Here is a 16,824-nt window from a genome sequence, read left to right on the forward strand (position 1 = left end):
TAAGGTAAGGGCAAATATCTCAATTGTTCTCGTATATTTCAATTTCGATTGCTCATACTAACTCGAAAAGGAGCAATTATCCGATGAGAAAAATTGTATTATTCTTCATCTCGGTTCTTCTATTAACTGCCTGTTCAAATAATGTCAAACAAGAAATATATCCCCAAAAAGACGTACCAGAAATTGAACAAGTTTTAAAGGGGAATAAGTCTATTATTGGGTACAAAAGTGTTACGGATAAAAATAACGTCATAGTTGCAATCGATATACGAAGAATGAGTAGATTTAAGACAGAAAAAATTGAAAAAAAAATAAAGAAGCAACTAGAAGAAAAATTTCCAGATAAAGATGTTCTTGTTACAGGTGATTTAAAAATTAAATGGGAAATTGAAAAAATCATAAAAGAGCGTATGCAAACAGATAAACTAAAAAAATCAATCGATCAAATAAAATCATTATCAAAGGAAGCGACTTAATGGATCAAAAACAATTCGAGAAAATTGTCGATAACCAAACACCCAAAGCTCCACTGTTTGTAAACATATTGAAAGCTTTTCTTGTGGGAGGAATAATTTGTACAATTGGACAACTAATTACTTTATTTTATATACGTTTTTTTCCATTTACCGAACGTACAGCTGCAAATCCTACTGTTGCGACAATGGTATTCATTGCGATGATATTAACTGGTACTGGAATATATAAGAAAATTTCTCAATTTGGCGGTGCTGGTTCAGCCGTACCTGTCACTGGATTTGGAAATGCGGTCATCTCTGCTTCCATCGAGCATAAATCGGAAGGCTACGTATTAGGTATTGGAGGAAATATGTTCAAGCTAGCAGGTTCCGTTATAGTTTTTGGCGTACTTTCTGCTTTTTTTGTTGCCTTAATAAAAACAATTTTAGTGAAAATGGGAGTGATATCTTGGTAAATACAGCAGGAACCATACACTTTAAGGAGAATCCAAGTATCGCAAGCACTGGTGTTGTTGTTGGACCGATGGAGAAAGAAAGTCCTTTTGCGGATTCGTTTGATGAGATTTGTCTTTTAGAGAATGAAAAAGATGAGTCATTTGAACAAGCAAACACTCGTTTTATCGAAAAAGCGTGCGCAATTACCGTACGTAAAGGACACGAAAATATGGAAAATATTGATGTTTTTATTGGAGGAGATTTGATTAATCAACTTTCTCCTACTAATTTTGCCGCACGTCAATTGGCTATTCCTTTTTTAGGAGTATTTTCTGCTTGTGCAAGTTCAATGGAATCCGTTATTCTTGGGAGTCTGTTATTAGAGTCTGGCAATGCAAAATCTATTCTAGCTGGAGCTTCCAGTCATCACCCATCAGTAGAAAGACAGTTTAGGTATCCTCTTGAATATGGATCTCAAAAACCAGGTACTGCCCAATGGACGGTCACCGCTGCAGGATTTGCATTATTGCAAAAACAAGCAAAAAATGCACCAATTATTACACATGCAACAATTGGACGTGTAGTAGACGGCGGTCAAACAGATCCTCTACATATGGGAGCTGCAATGGCATCTGCTGCTAGGGACACTATTGAAAGACATCTAATGTGCACTGACAGTAGGATGGCAGATTATGATGTAATTATGACAGGTGATTTAGGAAAAATTGGCTTGTCCATTTTAAGGGAAATGTTTCAGGATGAAAATAGTGGAGTAATTTTGCAAGATGCTGGTGCACAATTTTATGGAGAAAACACTTTTTTTAATTCTGGAGCAAGTGGTGCAGGATGTTCCGCTGCAGTTTTTTTTAGTCATATGTATAAACAATTAAAAAATGGTGTATATAACCGCGTATTACTCGTAGCAACTGGCGCACTATTATCACCATTGACTTTTCAACAAGGAGAAACAATTCCTTGTATTGCTCATGCCATTGAATGCCGTATGGAAAAGAGAGGATAATATGATTTCTTCATTAATTACTTCATTTATTGTAGGTGGTCTTATCTGTGTTGTAGGGCAAATATTGATGGATGCATTCAAGCTCACACCAGCGCATACATTATGTATATTAGTTGTTAGTGGTTCCATTTTAGCTGGGGTAGGATTATATGAGCGTTTAATCGATTTTGCAGGTGCAGGTGCAACGATCCCTATTACATCATTTGGAAATTCATTAACGCAAGGAGCATTAGTGGAAGCTGAAAAACATGGTCTTATAGGAGTTTTAACGGGAATGTTCGAAGTCACAAGCTCGGGTATTAGTTCAGCTATATTGTTTGGTGTAATTGGAGCATTTATTTTTCAGAAACGGAATACTACTTACTAGTTGAAACGCCCTTTTTTCTTTTTCCACTTCGCATACTATAAGTCGAAGAGGAGAGGAGGGAAGAATTATGTATGGCTACTGTGGTGGAGGATATCCAAGTTACGGTGGAGGCTGTGGTTGTGGCCACGGAGGAAATCGAAGCTTTGTATTGATTGTCGTACTATTCATTCTATTAATCATTGTTGGTAGAAGCTTTCTCCCTTAATCCAAAGTTAATCAAAATGTGAGGGGGAAAATAAGTGCAAAATTCATTTTTTAAAGCAATCGAAAATAAAACAGGTGTGTCAATGGAAGAACTATTCACGCTAGCCAATGCCATCTCATATGCTGATTTTACAGATGAAGATCAAGTTCGTAAAGTCGTACGCAAAGTTGGCAATTTAGCAAAGAAACCTGTATCTCAAGAGTTAGAAGATCAACTTACAAAATCCATTTTACAAAGTGGTGGAAAGTTAAGCCTATCTGACATTGAAAAAATGCTGTAGTTTGAATATTTAAAATAATGATAGGTTTAATGTGATAAAGGATAGGGTAAAAAGTAATAGGAGGTGGAAAAGATGGGATACATTTTACCAATTCAACCAATACAGTCACAGATTTACGCGAATCGTTTGTTAATGGATCATTATAATTTTGCTTTTATTAGTAATATTAATGGTATTCGAATGAAATCAATATTTGATGAGCGACTTGAGGAGCAAGGTCGGAAACTTGAAGAGAAAGAAAAACAACAACAATTAGATTATGAAATCCCATCGACCCTACCACTGTATAAAGGCTTTATCCAACCTAACCCAGTAAATTTATCGCCAAAAATAGCGGAAATTAATGGTAAAGGAAATCGTGTAAATTTTTATATTTAGATAAGGAATTTTGATTTATGATAAAAGTTTATACTTTAAATATTATACAAAAAATGCCGATGGTTACATCGGTATTTTTTATTGTAAAAATAAAATAAAAGGTCGAAAAAGTAAATAAAGGTCCAATAGCATTTGTTATATGCTTGTTGGACCATTGTTAACCAAAACATTAGCTACGACCTTTTTTCTTTTCAGAAGAATCTTTTTTATGTCCAATCTTTTTTTTGTCCTCTTTGTTTTTTTTATGACTGTCGGCGTCCTTTTTTGTATCATCCTCTACTTTTTTATCCTTAGTTTCTTTTTTATCGTCGTTGCTGTCTGCATCTTTTTTATGATCACCCTTTTTTGCATCATCCACTTTCTCATTCTCTATTTTGCGACCGGCTTCTTTTTTTTCACTACCATCCGTTCCACTTTTATGTGGGGGTTCTTTTTTGTCACCAATGTCTTGTTTGAGTTCAACTTCTTGATCAGTTGAGGAAGTAAGATTGGTCGGTTTTTTTTCTAAATCTTTTGGTCCGTGTCGCTTTTTTTCTTTTGATGTTCCTTCCGTCAAAGTTTGATCCATTTCATTCTTTTTATCTTCTGTCAAAATCTTTCACTACTTTCTATAATGTAATGTCACTATTACAGACTATGTGAAATAGTGTTATTCTGTTCGCAATTATATTATTTTCTTTCGAAATCATCTGGATATTTTGTAGCGCTCTGAAAAATTTATTTAAGTAAGGTAGAACCTCGGAGAGCTTGAACAATTATCCTGAAATGGGCGTTTAACCAATGCTTTACCAATCCAGGATACATATAAATATTAAGATACTATAAAAGGGGGTTAGAAAAGTGAATAAGAAGATGATACTTTCTCTAGTAGATAGAGTTATTAAAGTAGATAGAGGTGGTCCTGAGTCCCGTGTTGGGATGCTTTTATCAGCAGCGGATGACCACTTTACATTGCTAACAGAAGACGATGGAATTGTTTTTTATAATACAGAGCATATCAAGAGTCTGACGTATAATACAAAAAATCAAGTGGAATTTGGAATTAAAATTCCAGAAGGCTTTGAATTCATACAAGCGGATGACTTTAAAGGAATTTTAGAAAAATTAACACTACGTTGGGTAAAAATTAACCGAGGTGGACCAGAAACATTAGAGGGAGTAATGGATGTTGTTACAGATGATTTTGTGACAATTGTAGCAAATGAGGAAATAATTCGAGTTGCTTTGTTTCACATTCGAAACATTAGCTATGGTGTAAAACTTGAAAAAACGAAAGAAACTGAAAATAAAAAATCTGATGACAAAGGAAATAAAGAAAAAGAAAACAAGAAATCCGATGACAAAGGAAATAAAGAAAAAGAAAACAAATAGTAAAAGAAAAAATGCTTATAACAAACTGAATAGCTGAAAGAAGCATTCGTCGCTTTTATTAAACGGAGCGACGAATATTTTAGGAAGGAGGGAACGAATATTGCTAAATGAAAACTTAAGGAAAGTATTATATGACCATAAAAAAATGAAAATTGGTATGTATTTAAATGACAACCAATTTACAGAAGGAATTTTGTTGGATGTTAAACAAGACCACCTTGTAATTGAAGTGAACAAGAAAATAGTATATTTTGCAATGCATTCTATTCACTCTTTTTCAATAAACGCTAAAGAGTTTTGTAAGGCTAACAAGCTTTTTACTTATCTTAACAAAAATGACTTAACAGATGTACTAATAGCCTTAAGGTACAATTGGGTCACCATTAATAGTTTAAGTAAATTTGCACTTAATGGTGTTCTTACCAACGTATTACAAGATCACATTGTATTAATTAATAAAAAAGAACTACTCTACATTCCAAAACCATATATATCCAACATCTACAGTGAGTTATCTAGAGCAGATATGACATTTTTAAATAACAAGGAGCAACGAAATCTTCAAGAATTATATAAATCAAACATATACAATGGATTATTAGAAATAAAAGAACTCAATATTGAAAGCAATCAAGAAAGAGCGATACAAGAATACGCTATTCTTGAGAATGAGGAGTTAACCGAACAGTCCAACTCTAGTCAGATGGTGGAAATACAAGCTCATCTGGTAGAAAAGGTTGTTGAAGATGATTATATAGAAACAAGAAATAACATGGAATCAGATAAAAGTTCACAAATTACTGGGATGCCCTTAGAGTTAAATCAAAACCCCAATAAGATAAAAGACCTCGCCATATTGGATAAAAATGAAGAAGCAACTGAACAACAAAACTTCTCTCAGGAGATAGAAACAGGAAACAGCAATGAAGAGGAGAATATTGTTCCAATTGTAATTTTGGAAGGTACGAATGACAATATCCAGGAAGGTGGAAATGGTAGATATAAGCGTTTAAAGCTCCATCCAAATTCCAGAATTAAAATGAAATCTAATTTATTGCAACAAAACTATTTAGAGAAAGCTGAAATAAGTTTTCCTAAAATTAATGATGAAGAAAATTTGAAGGTTCTTAATGAGAAGCACATAAAACTGCCGAAATCCCCCTTAAAGAAGAGCAACAAAAAAACACTATTAACCGCATGGAGTGCTTTAAATAGTGACCAATCAACCATTACTATTCCCAAAAAATCCAAAACCAAATCCAAACATCTAAATAGCAAACGAATGTCAAATAAACTAGAAATTCAATCTGAATATGTTCATACATTATCTACTAAAAGTAGCATAACTGATAAACAAATTAATAAGGAAGAATTTGAGGCATTGGATGAAAAAAACATTCAGTTTGAAAAAAAAAACTTTCCTGAACATGTAAAACCATTAAGTCCAAAAGAAGAAAAAGCAATGTTAGAGAAGCAATATTTTGCATTAATGAATTATGCTGCAAAAAAAATTCAAAAATCAATTAGGTTGGAGCCGCTACCTGAACTTAGTAGTTCTTTCAGTTATCCGGAGTTAAATAAAATCAAAAATAATAGAGAACTTAGTGAGCAATCTAATTCACTAGAAGCAAACACAATGCGTCATTCAACAAACCCAAAAGTAGAAGATGAATTGATGGAAAAACAGTACTATTCTTTAATGAAGCATGCGGCAAAGATGTATCATCAAGTAAGAGAACATCAATAGAAATGTAAGGAGATGTGACCTTGAATAAAATTATACAAAATCTTATGAAGGAAATAGTCCAAATAGAAGTTTCGGGGAAGAAACAAATTAATGGAACCGTCATTGATTTAGGAAGCGATATAATGGTACTTTTTAATGGTCAAGATTTTATGTACATCCCTATAAATCATGTGCAAAGCTTTAGAGTAGGTCGTAATAATGAATACGATATTCAAGATCCCACAGAGTTTCCAAGTATTATTGCAGATGACAATAGTCAGGAATTATCCATAAAAGAAGTTCTTAATCAAGCTAAAGGAAATTATGTTGAACTATTCGTAACAAATGATAAACCACTTCATGGATATATAAAGCAGACAATGAGTAACTATTTTGAATTCTTTTCTCCTATTTATAAGACGATGTATATTTCTATGAATCACTTGAAGTGGCTAATTCCCTATAGCCAAAATGAAAGTCCTTATGGAATAGGCGACAAAAAGTTGTTACAAATAAGTAATGACTCGTTATCTAGCACATTTGAAGCCCAAGTTGAAAATCTAATAGATAAAATTGTGGTATTAAATATTGGAAGTAATAATAGTAAAATAGGGAAAATAAAAGATGTGCATGAACAAATTGTTGAGATTCAACCAGCAAGAACACATTCAATTTATGTAAACTTAGATCATATTCAAACGCTTCATCAAGTATAAATTGATATTTTAATAGTGGAAGCATGAAACACTTCATGCTTCTTGAAACGGGCTTAATAACCAATACATAAAATTTCCTTTCCATTATGGTATGGATATATCGTAGTATGAAATGATCTTGTCTCTGCACATTGTATGAGAGCGACAGGTAAACAACCACCACAAGATTCGAAAAAGGATCGTGAAGTGACTTAGTCACATCGCGATCCTTTTAAATTCTCAAGGCGACATACTATTTTCGAATAAGAAAGTATACAAATTTTTATGCCAGTAAAAGGTTGATTTACGCTCCAATCAACTGTGCAATTAAAAATGACAATATGCTTAAGCGATATAATGAGCTGGTACTTTCCATTGTTTATCTATAGGGCAAGTGGAACCTGAAAAAATAGTTAGCATCTATTGATAAAGAAGCACTGAGCGGACGAAATTAGCATCTTCGTCCGCTTTTAAAAGAATAGGAAAGTACTAATCTCTCTTTATCCAAACTTTATGTACCTTGTCTCTACATATTTCAAGAGGGCGACGGACAAACAACAGCCACAAGATTACCGAAAAAATGGTTCGAGAAGTGATGCAGTCACTTCACGAGCCAAATTACTACGGTAATAGTGTAGCCGAGGTTTAGTCCAAAGCATTCGAGAAATAGAAAAGACAAGGTTCACTTAAAGTACGCTTGCGTTTTTCTTAACATTTAAGATTAGAAAATAATGAAAAAATTTATGTATATGGACATAAACCTCGATTCATGTAAAGAGAAGTGAATATACATACAGAGAAACGGACAAACATAAAAAGGAGAGGAAATGGTATATGTATGAGTTTTCAAATTGGGGTCGCCAGTTTGGTGTTCCTAACGTCTATGTTAGTAATATTTTGGAGACCAAGAGGAATAAATGAGGCTTGGCCAGCTTCAATAGGTGCAGTAATTATCTTACTAGTAGGGATTGTATCAATAAACGATGTAGTGGATATCATAAGTAAAATTGGTGGGGCATCTATCACCATTATGGCAACTGTTGTAATGGCTGTAATATTAGAGAGTTTTGGCTTTTTCAACTGGGCAGCTGCAAGAATAGTGATTTTGTCAAAGGGTTCTGGTCACCGTCTTTATTGGTATATTCAGTTGTTATGCTTTTCGATGACATTACTTTTTAATAACGATGGTAGTATATTAATAACGACTCCAATTTTAATAATGCTTCTTAAAAATATGCGAATAAAACCCCATGAACAAATCCCCTATTTGCTAAGTGGCGCACTAATTGCAACCGCCTCTAGTGCACCAATTGGTGTCAGTAATTTAGTTAACTTGATAGCTTTAAAGATTGTTGATATGTCACTTTGGATGCATACGGCAATGATGTTCGTTCCCGCAACGCTAGGATTAATGTTTATGTCGTTCTTGATGTATATCGTCGTACAGAAAAAACTACCCAAAACACTGCCAGATTCCGTTCTCGATATAGAAGAGTCTTTTTTCATAAAAAATTTTCATCCATTAAAAACGAAAATCTCCGTTGAAACAAAACGGAAACGAACTAAATTTATGTTAAAGATACTGCTTTTCGTCTTTGTCATACGAAGTCTACTTTTTGTCGCATCATATGTAAACATTCCAATTGAAATAGTTGCAGTTTTCGGGTCGGTTGTACTGCTATTTTGGAGATGGTATCATTTACGGACTAACCCAGTAGATATACTGAAGAAGACTCCTTGGCACATTCTAATTTTTGCATTCTCTATGTATGTCATTATTTATGGATTGCATAATGTAGGACTTACCGCATTGCTAGTTCAATTGTGTGAACCAATTGTAAATCAAGGTTTATTTCAAGCTAGTTTTATCATGGGAGGATTAGTATCGCTTCTTTCTAACTTATTTAATAACCATCCTGCATTAATGATAGGGACGATCACTTTAACGAAAATGGGGTTAGATCCAATCACATTAAAAACCATCTATCTTGCAAATATTATAGGGAGCGATATGGGGTCATTGCTACTACCTATTGGTACACTTGCATCCCTTATTTGGATGCATATTCTAAGAAAAAATAAGATAAAAATTACTTGGAAAGATTATTTAAGCGTAACTATAATCGTCATACCAATAGCAACAATAGTAACACTGACATTGTTATACTTTTGGGTACAATTAGTTTTTGCCAATTAAAATAAGAAATGAATCAATTTCATAATTCAAATTTAGAGCATAAAACACGAACAATATTAAAGTGAATGTAAGAATATGTATAATATACTCTTCATAAATTGGCATGATTTCCGCTATAGGCTGACGCTTTCTGCGGGGTGAGCGATGAGCCATCACCGCCGCATTCGCGTCGTTTGTAATGGCTCATCTGTCCCACTCATCCCGCTGGAGTCGTTGCCTGTCGCTCCAATCAACAAATTAAGTATTGTTCGTGTTTTAACAATAAAATGCTACTTATGAATTTAACTCAAATAGTTATAATGAATAAGGTTAAGTATGAGATTTAGAATAGCAGGGAATCTATCGAACAAGTTGATTTCCTGCATCTCTATAGATTAAGGAAAAATTTTATCAAAATTCATCCACTAATGGTTATGTGGATAATATATAAACAAAAAATCTATTAATTAAACTCGATTATTATTTGTCAAAGGTTTGCCAACTTGATACATAGAAATATCTAAAGCCATCCTGTTTAAATCGTTCCCTCTATGTATATGTTTTTCTAATGCGAAATGATACAATGTTATTTTTTAGCAGTCATTTTTGTAGAAATTTATAAGAAACACAAATGATCTGAAAATTTTCCCTCGAGGACCATCGTACCTCCAGTGACCTTGTGTCATCCGCGGAAGCGAGCACTTTTTCAGTAAAGAAAAAAGACTGTAGACAACCTCGATTATTATCGAAATTTGCCTACAGTTTAAAGAGAAATGATGATAACTAAATCATCTTTTGTTTCATTTAATTGAATAACTTTTCCATTGCTCGATGTGGAATACCAGCTTCTAAAAACTCGGGAGATGTAATGGAATAACTTCTCTTCTCATAAAATGGAATAGCATGACTTTGTGAATTTAATTTGAGTTTATAGTAGCCGTTTGATTGAGCATATTCTTCCATACACTGCATGATTAAGTTGCCTAACTTTTTACCTCGGTATTCGGGAAGAATACATACACGTTCTATTTTCCCTACATTTGGTTCTGATGTTCGAATTCTTCCTGCACCAAAAGGAATTTCTTCATCATAAGCAACAAAATGAATAGCTTTTTGGTCGTGTTCATCCAATTCTAGATGAATCGGCACATCTTGTTCTTCTACAAAAACTTTTCTTCTAATAAGTATAGCGTCTTGATACTCATTATCTGTTTCCACGATTTTTGCATTAACCAATTATTACTCAGCTCCAGACAATCTAAAAGTTTCATAAACAGTCCAAGAACCGTCTTCTAATTGATAAAGCATATGAAGGCGATCAATTTCTTCTTCAAATTCTGCACCAATCATTTTTAACTGTGGATAAATATCATCATGTTCACTAGAATTCATTTTTTGGGCAATTGTTATATGCGGTACAAATGCATAGTCTTCTGTATCATTAATCTCTATTGCATTTAAGTCACCACGTAAAGCTAACAATTCTTCTGTTGGTTCTACTTTAAAATAAATTGCATTTGTTACAGGAGCAAACGAACTAACTTTAGCAGTTTTTAATATAAATGGTCTATGCCCCTTCACAACTTCTGCAATTTTTTCCGCAATTGTTTTGATTTCATTTTCATCTGCTTCAAATACACCTTTAACAGTCATATGGGGTGTAATCAATGAGTAGTGTGGGTCATAACGCTTTCTGTAGGAATTAGCAAAATCCTGTACTTTTTTAGATGGGAAAGCAACAATACCGTATTTCATTTTTATTACCTCCTCGTATTTTTATAACAGATCACAGGAACATTATATCATTTATATGCCGAAATTGTTTTTAAGTGATCTTTTCATGTCTGGTTGCCAAAGCTTCCATGTATGGTCCCCATTTAATTCGTCATAAAAGGTCGTAAACCCTTTATTTAATATCAAATTATGCAAGGCTCTATTCGGAGTGATAAAGTCAGTTACTAATCCATCTCCAGTTAAAACGGAGGTCTCTTCTTTACCTATAACATGATATATAGAGAATGCATGTACATCTTTATGATTTTCCACTTCAGACAAAACGTATTCATTCACAAGTGGAGAATGTAAAATTATTTTTCCAAATGTATTAGGATATTGGAGTGCGGTTAATAAGGATACTGTCGCAGCAAGGGAGTCCCCAATTAATGCTCTTCCCATACCGATTTGATAGGTTGGATAATTGGCATCTATGTATGGAACAAGTTCTTGTGCCAAGAACCTTATATATGCTTGATGTTTTGGGCCATCTGGATGATACTTTTCTCTTCGATCTTTTACATTTTTATATGGAACTCCAACAATTATTACGTTTTCTATTTCCTTTTGATCATATAACTCATCAGCAACACGAGAAATTCTCCCTAATTGAAAATAATCTTTTCCATCATTTGCGATAAGTACTGCGTATTTATATAGTGGTGAATAATTTGATGGTAAGTAAATAAGTAGTTGCATTTCTTCTTGAAGTGCATCGCTAAAAAGCGTCATATCTTGTACAATTCCTCGGTTCATATAGTTCCTCCTAAAAAGTAATCATGTTGTATAGAAATTGTAACATATACATGATCAGAGGTATAATGAACAACAAACAAAAATTCAAAAGTGTCTGTTATCTCGATATTCTTTCGTACGAATAAGGTCCTTGTAAACAAATAGTGAGATAAAGGGGATTAATTAATGGATAGACAAACTTCAAGAGTCCACTCTAGAACGGTAGAGAGAGCTGCGAATGATGCATTACTTCGGAGAGGGGTTACTTTAGACGAAATTGCTAAAATCGTCTATGAAATGCAAATACCGTACAATAAAGGGCTAACCATGGAACATTGCATCGAATCGATTAAAAGTGTATTGAAAAAAAGAGAGATGCAGCATGCGATTCTCGTTGGGGTAGAATTAGATGAGCTTGCAGAAAAAAAATTATTATCTGAACCACTGCAACAAATCGTAGAAGCAGATGAAGGATTGTTTGGTGTAGATGAAACAATCGCTCTAGGTTCCGTTTATACGTATGGAAGTATTGCCGTAACTACATTTGGTCACCTGGATAAAAATAAAATAGGTATCATTTCAAAATTAGATACAAAATCCGGTGGTGGAGTTCATACTTTTCTAGATGATTTAGTAGGAAGCATTGCCGCTTGCGCTGCTTCTAGACTTGCTCATCGTACAAGAGATCTAGAAGAAGCAAATGAAACATTTGAAGACATTGCTCCAGAAGAAACTGCACCAGAAACAAATATTAAAGGTGTTCGAACATAAGTAGAAGTAAATAAGAGAAACCCTAAGGTTTATTATGAATGCTTGGGGTTTTTTAAATTTATGTTTTACACACCATAGAAAAATAAAGGAAATATCCACTATAAAATTTTTGTAACTTCCCCAAAAATATAAACTTGAATTTAAGGTTGACCTTAATGCTCACTGATTGAAAGTGAAGAAATTTATCATATCAAAGACTATGTCGAAACTTATTTAAAAAATTGTAAGTTACCTAGAAAATTTGTATTAAGTAGAAAGGTGAGAAAATGAGGATGCATACAATTGAATTACCTTTTGCTTATCGTTTTGAAGAAGTAATTACAAGATTAGCTTTAGATCCTTTAAATACCGTAGATATAAACAAACAATTAGTAAAAATCCCTTTAGAGGATTCGATAGTAACTATTCATAGTGTTGGATCATTTCTTGAACCTAAATTCCAACTTTCGGGAATCATGTCGAATGAACAGATTCAACGCATTTCATCCATTTTTCACTTTGATCGTAGTTTAGAATCAGTCAATGATCACTTTTCCAAAACAAACTTAAAGAATTTATTTAGCAAATTTGAGGGAACACCTATCATTACAGATTATTCTTTATATGCGAATTTAATTAAAAGTATCATTCATCAACAATTGAATTTATCTTTTGCAAGAACTTTAACTACAAGGTTTGTTCAAACATTTGGCGAAAAAGTGGATGATGTATGGTTTTATCCTACAGCAGAGAAAATAGCAGAGATAGATGTCGAAACCCTTCGAAGTATGCAATTTAGTTCCAGAAAAGCCGAGTATATTATAGGGGTGTCGAAAGCAATAGCGTGTGGAGAGTTAAATTTAGAAGCATTGAGTCATGAAACGGATAAAAATATTATAAAAAAATTAACTACATATAGAGGCATTGGTCCTTGGACAGCGGAAAGTTTTTTACTTTTTGGACTTGGTAGAAATAATTTATTTCCAGTTGCAGATGTGGGACTCCAAAACTCTTTAAAACAACTTTGGAAATTGGAGAAAAAGCCAACGAAAGAAGAAATCGAAATCCATTTCGAAGCTTGGTCTCCATTTCTAAGTTATGCAGCATTGTACTTATGGAGAAATATCGAATGAAAAAATCAGCTTTTCCTTTATATGCTAGGGAAAAGCTGATTTTATGTAGAAAAATTATTCAATTATTACTCTCCATTTCATCTTGAACTTCTTTAAAGTATAAAAAGGATTCCTCTTCCAATTCTGATAATCGTTCTTTGTTTATTCCCATTGCAAATGCACCCGTAAAAATTGTTTCCCACCATGTTGCTGTTTCTGTCATCTTCATTTCCTCCTTTAAAATATCTTTGTCCATTTGACCAATATATACCCTGCCAAGTTTCGATCATAAACTTATACTCAGAAAAATGAATCGAATATCACATGTTGTATGCAAGACTTATAGACTAATGTATTGGAAGTGTAAGAAATGATTTTCTCTCTACATAAAGAGTATTTCCACATTTTCTATCTTTCATGTATTATTAAAAAAATTCATGCTGATTAAGAATGTAAGAACCTTTTCTACATTAGAAAAAAATAGTATGATTCTTTAAATAAGGTTGATTCTTTTTTTAAACTTGAATAATAAAAAGGAGATGTTTTTTTGAATGCCACATTACAACAAATCGAGTGTATTATAGAGGAACTTCAGGCATTTTTTTATTCTGGAACAACTAAAACAGCTAAGTTTCGAATAGATCAGCTAAACAAGTTAAAGAGCACTATTAAGAAATATGAAAAAGAAGTTATTCAAGCACTTTCTGATGATTTACGAAAAAGTGAATTTGAAGCGTATACAACGGAAATTGGTCTTGTATATGACAATATATCTTTTATGGCAAAAAATCTAGAAAAATGGATGGAGCCAAAACAAGTTAAGACTCCTCTTGCTTTAATGCCCTCCAAAAGTTTTATCGTAAACGATTCATATGGTACTGTTTTAATCGTAGGTCCATTCAACTATCCTTTTCAACTAGTGATGGAACCACTTCTAGGAGCCATCATAGGAGGAAATTGTGCGGTTATTAAACCTTCTGAAGCAACGCCACATACTTCTAATATTGTGAAGAAAATAATCGACGAAACATTTGATTCAAGATATATTCGCGTAATAGAGGGTGAAAAGGAAGTAACATCGCTTTTAATCCATGCACCATTTGATTTTATCTTTTTCACTGGAAGTGTAAAAGTAGGTAAAATTGTGATGAGAGCTGCATCTGAACGATTAACTCCGATAGCACTAGAACTTGGCGGGAAAAGCCCGGCTATTGTAGATCATACAGCCAACTTAGATGTAGCCGCAAAACGGATTGCATGGGGGAAACTAATGAATGCAGGTCAGACTTGTGTTGCCCCTGATTATGTATTAGTAGAAGAAACGATAAAAGAGGAATTTGTCGAGCTATTGATAAAGACGATCCATACGTTTTTTGGAAAAACAATGCAAGATAGTGGAGATCTAGGAAGGATTGTAAGTGAAAATCAGTTCGATCGTTTGAAAAGAATTCTAGATTTAGAAAAAGATCATATTGTTTTTGGAGGACGTACAGATAGAAGTGATTTATATATTGAACCAACCATATTGGATGGTGTAAGTTTCTCAAGCCCATCTATGGAAGATGAAATTTTTGGACCTATATTACCAATCATATCGTATACTGATTTACCAACTATTATTCGTCAAATTCGTAAATTGCCAAAACCTCTTGCTGCCTATATGTTTAGTGAGAATGAAAGAGCTCAAAATTATTTCTTACAAGAGTTTTCATTTGGTGGGGGATGTATAAACGATACAATTTCACATGTGGGAAGTTCTTTTTTACCTTTTGGTGGAATTGGAAATTCCGGAACTCAAGCTTATCATGGGGAAGCAAGCTTCACTTTATTTACACATCAAAAATCTATTATGAAAAAGAGTACGAAGCTATCGATTAATATAATTTTTCCACCATATAAAAACAAAGTGAAGCTTATTAGAAGCCTTCTTAAGTAAATGAAAAGTATGGAAGGACTGCTAGACTAGCAGTCCTATTCTTCTTCATATGGAATTTGAATGGTAACAGTAGTGCCTTTCCCTAGTTCACTTTCAATGAAAATATGCCCCCCGTATTCTGTTATAATTTTTTCGGATATCATCATACCTAAACCTGTCCCTTTTTCTTTTGTAGTAAAGAACGGGTCAAATAGTTTTTCTAAAACAGAAGTATCCATTCCAACTCCATTATCGGTAATTATTAAATTCATTACTCCTGTTTGAAGATCATCAAAAGCTATATCAATGTATCCATCATCTAAAATGGCCTCTATCGCATTTTTCATGATGTTTATAAGCACTTGTTTCATCTGATTTTCTTCCCCAAATAAGTAGACATCATTAGACAATGATTGCTTAGATAGAACGATTCCTTTTAAGTTCAATTGGGGTTCAAAAAGTATGATAATATTCTCAAGTGTATGTTTAAAATTATATCGTATTCGTTTTGTAATATGCGGTTTAGCTAAAATTAAAAATTCACTCATTATATAATTGATTCGCTCAATTTCTGATTGAATTAGTTTCGTATATTCATAATATGGCTGATCTTTATCTTCATTCATCATTTGGATGAATCCAGAAACAACTGTCATCGGATTGCGTATTTCATGAGCAACACCTGCAGCCATTTCTCCTGCAATTTTTAATTTCTCCGATTGTACAAGTAGCTTTTCGGCCACTTTCTTATAGCTAATATCTCTACTAATAGCAGAAAGTGCAACTAGTTCCCCATCATAATCATAAATAGGAGAAAGTGTTATTTGAACATCAAAATAAGATCCATCTTTTTTCATATCTTGTGTTTCTATAGAATGAAAACTTACACCTTTTAGAACTTCTCTGTAGCGTAATTCTGCATCTTCTCTGTTTTCTTGCGGAACAAAAGAAATGCATTTTCCAATAATTTCTTCTCTTTTCCAGCCATACATTTCTTCAAACGCATGATTCACTTCAATAATATGATTATTTAGATCAAATACAGCAATAGCATCTTTTGCGTGATCAAAAAATAACTGTAAATATCCTTCTCTAGAATTTAATTCTTTACGCATAGATTTATTTTGTTCAGAAAGCTTTTTCCATCTTTTATTTTCAATGAAAGAGTTTGCAATAGAAGTTTGAACAATGAGAACTAAAAATAGGATAATAAAAATGAGATCATTTATAGTCAAGTTATGATAATAAACTTCTTTTTTATAAAATGTTAACAATGCAACTTCCAAAATAGTTATGATGAGCAAAATTACTCTTGGTAAAATATTTTTATATAAAATCGCAACGTATATAGGATAAATAAGAAAAACAAGGAACACTATGTTTGAGTTAGTCAAATTAATAAACAAACT

Annotated in this window: 20 protein-coding genes; 14 read left to right on the forward strand and 6 right to left on the reverse strand. The window is 33.1% G+C overall.

From position 1 onward, the window contains the following. Positions 1–83: 83 nt before the first annotated feature. The 7 genes from ACEPXD_RS05030 (at position 84) to ACEPXD_RS05060 (ending at position 3,162) form a co-directional block, all read left to right on the forward strand. Positions 84–476: a hypothetical protein gene (locus ACEPXD_RS05030; protein WP_391120525.1), complete on the forward strand. Its 393-nt coding sequence runs from the start codon at positions 84–86 to the stop codon at positions 474–476. Next, on the forward strand, positions 476–931 hold the full coding sequence (gene spoVAC, locus ACEPXD_RS05035; protein WP_391120527.1) for a stage V sporulation protein AC: 456 nt from the start codon (positions 476–478) through the stop codon (positions 929–931). Before ACEPXD_RS05030 ends, spoVAC begins: the two co-directional genes overlap by 1 nt. Next, positions 925–1,932 carry a stage V sporulation protein AD gene (locus ACEPXD_RS05040; RefSeq protein WP_391120529.1) on the forward strand — a complete coding sequence of 336 codons (1,008 nt, stop codon included), beginning with the start codon at positions 925–927 and terminating at the stop codon, positions 1,930–1,932. Before spoVAC ends, ACEPXD_RS05040 begins: the two co-directional genes overlap by 7 nt. 1 nt (position 1,933) lies before the next feature. After that, positions 1,934–2,299, forward strand: coding sequence for a stage V sporulation protein AE (spoVAE, locus tag ACEPXD_RS05045; protein WP_391120530.1), 366 nt, complete (start codon positions 1,934–1,936; stop codon positions 2,297–2,299). Between the two features lie 67 nt (positions 2,300–2,366). Then, positions 2,367–2,504, forward strand: coding sequence for a YjcZ family sporulation protein (locus tag ACEPXD_RS05050; protein ID WP_391120532.1), 138 nt, complete (start codon positions 2,367–2,369; stop codon positions 2,502–2,504). A gap of 34 nt (positions 2,505–2,538) precedes the next feature. Next, the gene (locus ACEPXD_RS05055; protein WP_391120534.1) at positions 2,539–2,784 is read left to right on the forward strand and encodes a stage VI sporulation protein F; all 246 of its coding nucleotides are present in this window, start codon (positions 2,539–2,541) and stop codon (positions 2,782–2,784) included. Positions 2,785–2,856: 72 nt separating this feature from the next. Further along, positions 2,857–3,162 (forward strand): hypothetical protein, encoded by a 306-nt coding sequence (locus ACEPXD_RS05060; RefSeq protein ID WP_391120536.1) that lies wholly within the window; start codon positions 2,857–2,859, stop codon positions 3,160–3,162. Between the two features lie 169 nt (positions 3,163–3,331). Here ACEPXD_RS05060 and ACEPXD_RS05065 read toward each other — a convergent pair whose 3' ends face one another. Continuing rightward, entirely contained in the window at positions 3,332–3,754 is a 423-nt protein-coding gene (locus ACEPXD_RS05065; protein WP_391120538.1) for a hypothetical protein, read from the reverse strand. 248 nt (positions 3,755–4,002) lie between these two features. Between ACEPXD_RS05065 and ACEPXD_RS05070 the strand changes: the two genes are divergently transcribed. The 4 genes from ACEPXD_RS05070 (at position 4,003) to ACEPXD_RS05085 (ending at position 9,151) form a co-directional block, all read left to right on the forward strand. Continuing rightward, a complete protein-coding gene (locus ACEPXD_RS05070) occupies positions 4,003–4,533 on the forward strand; it encodes a hypothetical protein (protein WP_391120540.1) in 531 nt (176 codons plus the stop codon). Between the two features lie 100 nt (positions 4,534–4,633). Beyond that, entirely contained in the window at positions 4,634–6,280 is a 1,647-nt protein-coding gene (locus ACEPXD_RS05075; protein ID WP_391120542.1) for a hypothetical protein, read from the forward strand. A gap of 20 nt (positions 6,281–6,300) precedes the next feature. Continuing rightward, positions 6,301–6,975 (forward strand): DUF2642 domain-containing protein, encoded by a 675-nt coding sequence (locus ACEPXD_RS05080; RefSeq protein WP_391120544.1) that lies wholly within the window; start codon positions 6,301–6,303, stop codon positions 6,973–6,975. Positions 6,976–7,792: 817 nt separating this feature from the next. Further along, positions 7,793–9,151, forward strand: coding sequence for an arsenic transporter (locus ACEPXD_RS05085; protein WP_391120546.1), 1,359 nt, complete (start codon positions 7,793–7,795; stop codon positions 9,149–9,151). Between the two features lie 783 nt (positions 9,152–9,934). On the opposite strand, the gene ACEPXD_RS05090 is transcribed toward ACEPXD_RS05085, so the two are convergent. Genes ACEPXD_RS05090 through ACEPXD_RS05100 form a run of 3 tightly spaced genes read right to left on the reverse strand, consistent with a single transcriptional unit; the run spans position 9,935 to position 11,659 of the window. Continuing rightward, entirely contained in the window at positions 9,935–10,366 is a 432-nt protein-coding gene (locus tag ACEPXD_RS05090) for a GNAT family N-acetyltransferase (RefSeq protein WP_391120548.1), read from the reverse strand. A 3-nt stretch (positions 10,367–10,369) separates the two neighbouring features. Continuing rightward, positions 10,370–10,885, reverse strand: a complete 516-nt coding sequence (locus ACEPXD_RS05095; RefSeq protein WP_391120550.1) for a YjcG family protein — start codon at positions 10,883–10,885, stop codon at positions 10,370–10,372. Positions 10,886–10,936: 51 nt separating this feature from the next. Continuing rightward, the gene (locus ACEPXD_RS05100) at positions 10,937–11,659 is read right to left on the reverse strand and encodes an alpha/beta hydrolase (RefSeq protein WP_391120551.1); all 723 of its coding nucleotides are present in this window, start codon (positions 11,657–11,659) and stop codon (positions 10,937–10,939) included. Between the two features lie 165 nt (positions 11,660–11,824). On the opposite strand from ACEPXD_RS05100, the gene ACEPXD_RS05105 reads away from it, so the two are divergent. Continuing rightward, positions 11,825–12,409: a phosphatidylglycerophosphatase A gene (locus ACEPXD_RS05105; RefSeq protein ID WP_391120553.1), complete on the forward strand. Its 585-nt coding sequence runs from the start codon at positions 11,825–11,827 to the stop codon at positions 12,407–12,409. Between the two features lie 266 nt (positions 12,410–12,675). Continuing rightward, positions 12,676–13,521 carry a DNA-3-methyladenine glycosylase family protein gene (locus tag ACEPXD_RS05110; RefSeq protein WP_391120555.1) on the forward strand — a complete coding sequence of 282 codons (846 nt, stop codon included), beginning with the start codon at positions 12,676–12,678 and terminating at the stop codon, positions 13,519–13,521. 58 nt (positions 13,522–13,579) lie between these two features. Here ACEPXD_RS05110 and ACEPXD_RS05115 read toward each other — a convergent pair whose 3' ends face one another. Next, a complete protein-coding gene (locus tag ACEPXD_RS05115; RefSeq protein WP_192797480.1) occupies positions 13,580–13,723 on the reverse strand; it encodes a hypothetical protein in 144 nt (47 codons plus the stop codon). Between the two features lie 324 nt (positions 13,724–14,047). Between ACEPXD_RS05115 and ACEPXD_RS05120 the strand changes: the two genes are divergently transcribed. Next, on the forward strand, positions 14,048–15,436 hold the full coding sequence (locus ACEPXD_RS05120; protein WP_391120558.1) for an aldehyde dehydrogenase: 1,389 nt from the start codon (positions 14,048–14,050) through the stop codon (positions 15,434–15,436). A gap of 35 nt (positions 15,437–15,471) precedes the next feature. Here the strand turns inward: ACEPXD_RS05120 and ACEPXD_RS05125 are convergent, their stop codons facing one another. Beyond that, positions 15,472–16,689, reverse strand: a complete 1,218-nt coding sequence (locus tag ACEPXD_RS05125; protein WP_391120560.1) for a PAS domain S-box protein — start codon at positions 16,687–16,689, stop codon at positions 15,472–15,474. Between the last annotated feature and the right edge of the window lie 135 nt (positions 16,690–16,824).

Origin of the sequence: Psychrobacillus sp. L3, from assembly GCF_042945595.1 — a bacterium.
Lineage (GTDB): Bacteria > Bacillota > Bacilli > Bacillales_A > Planococcaceae > Psychrobacillus.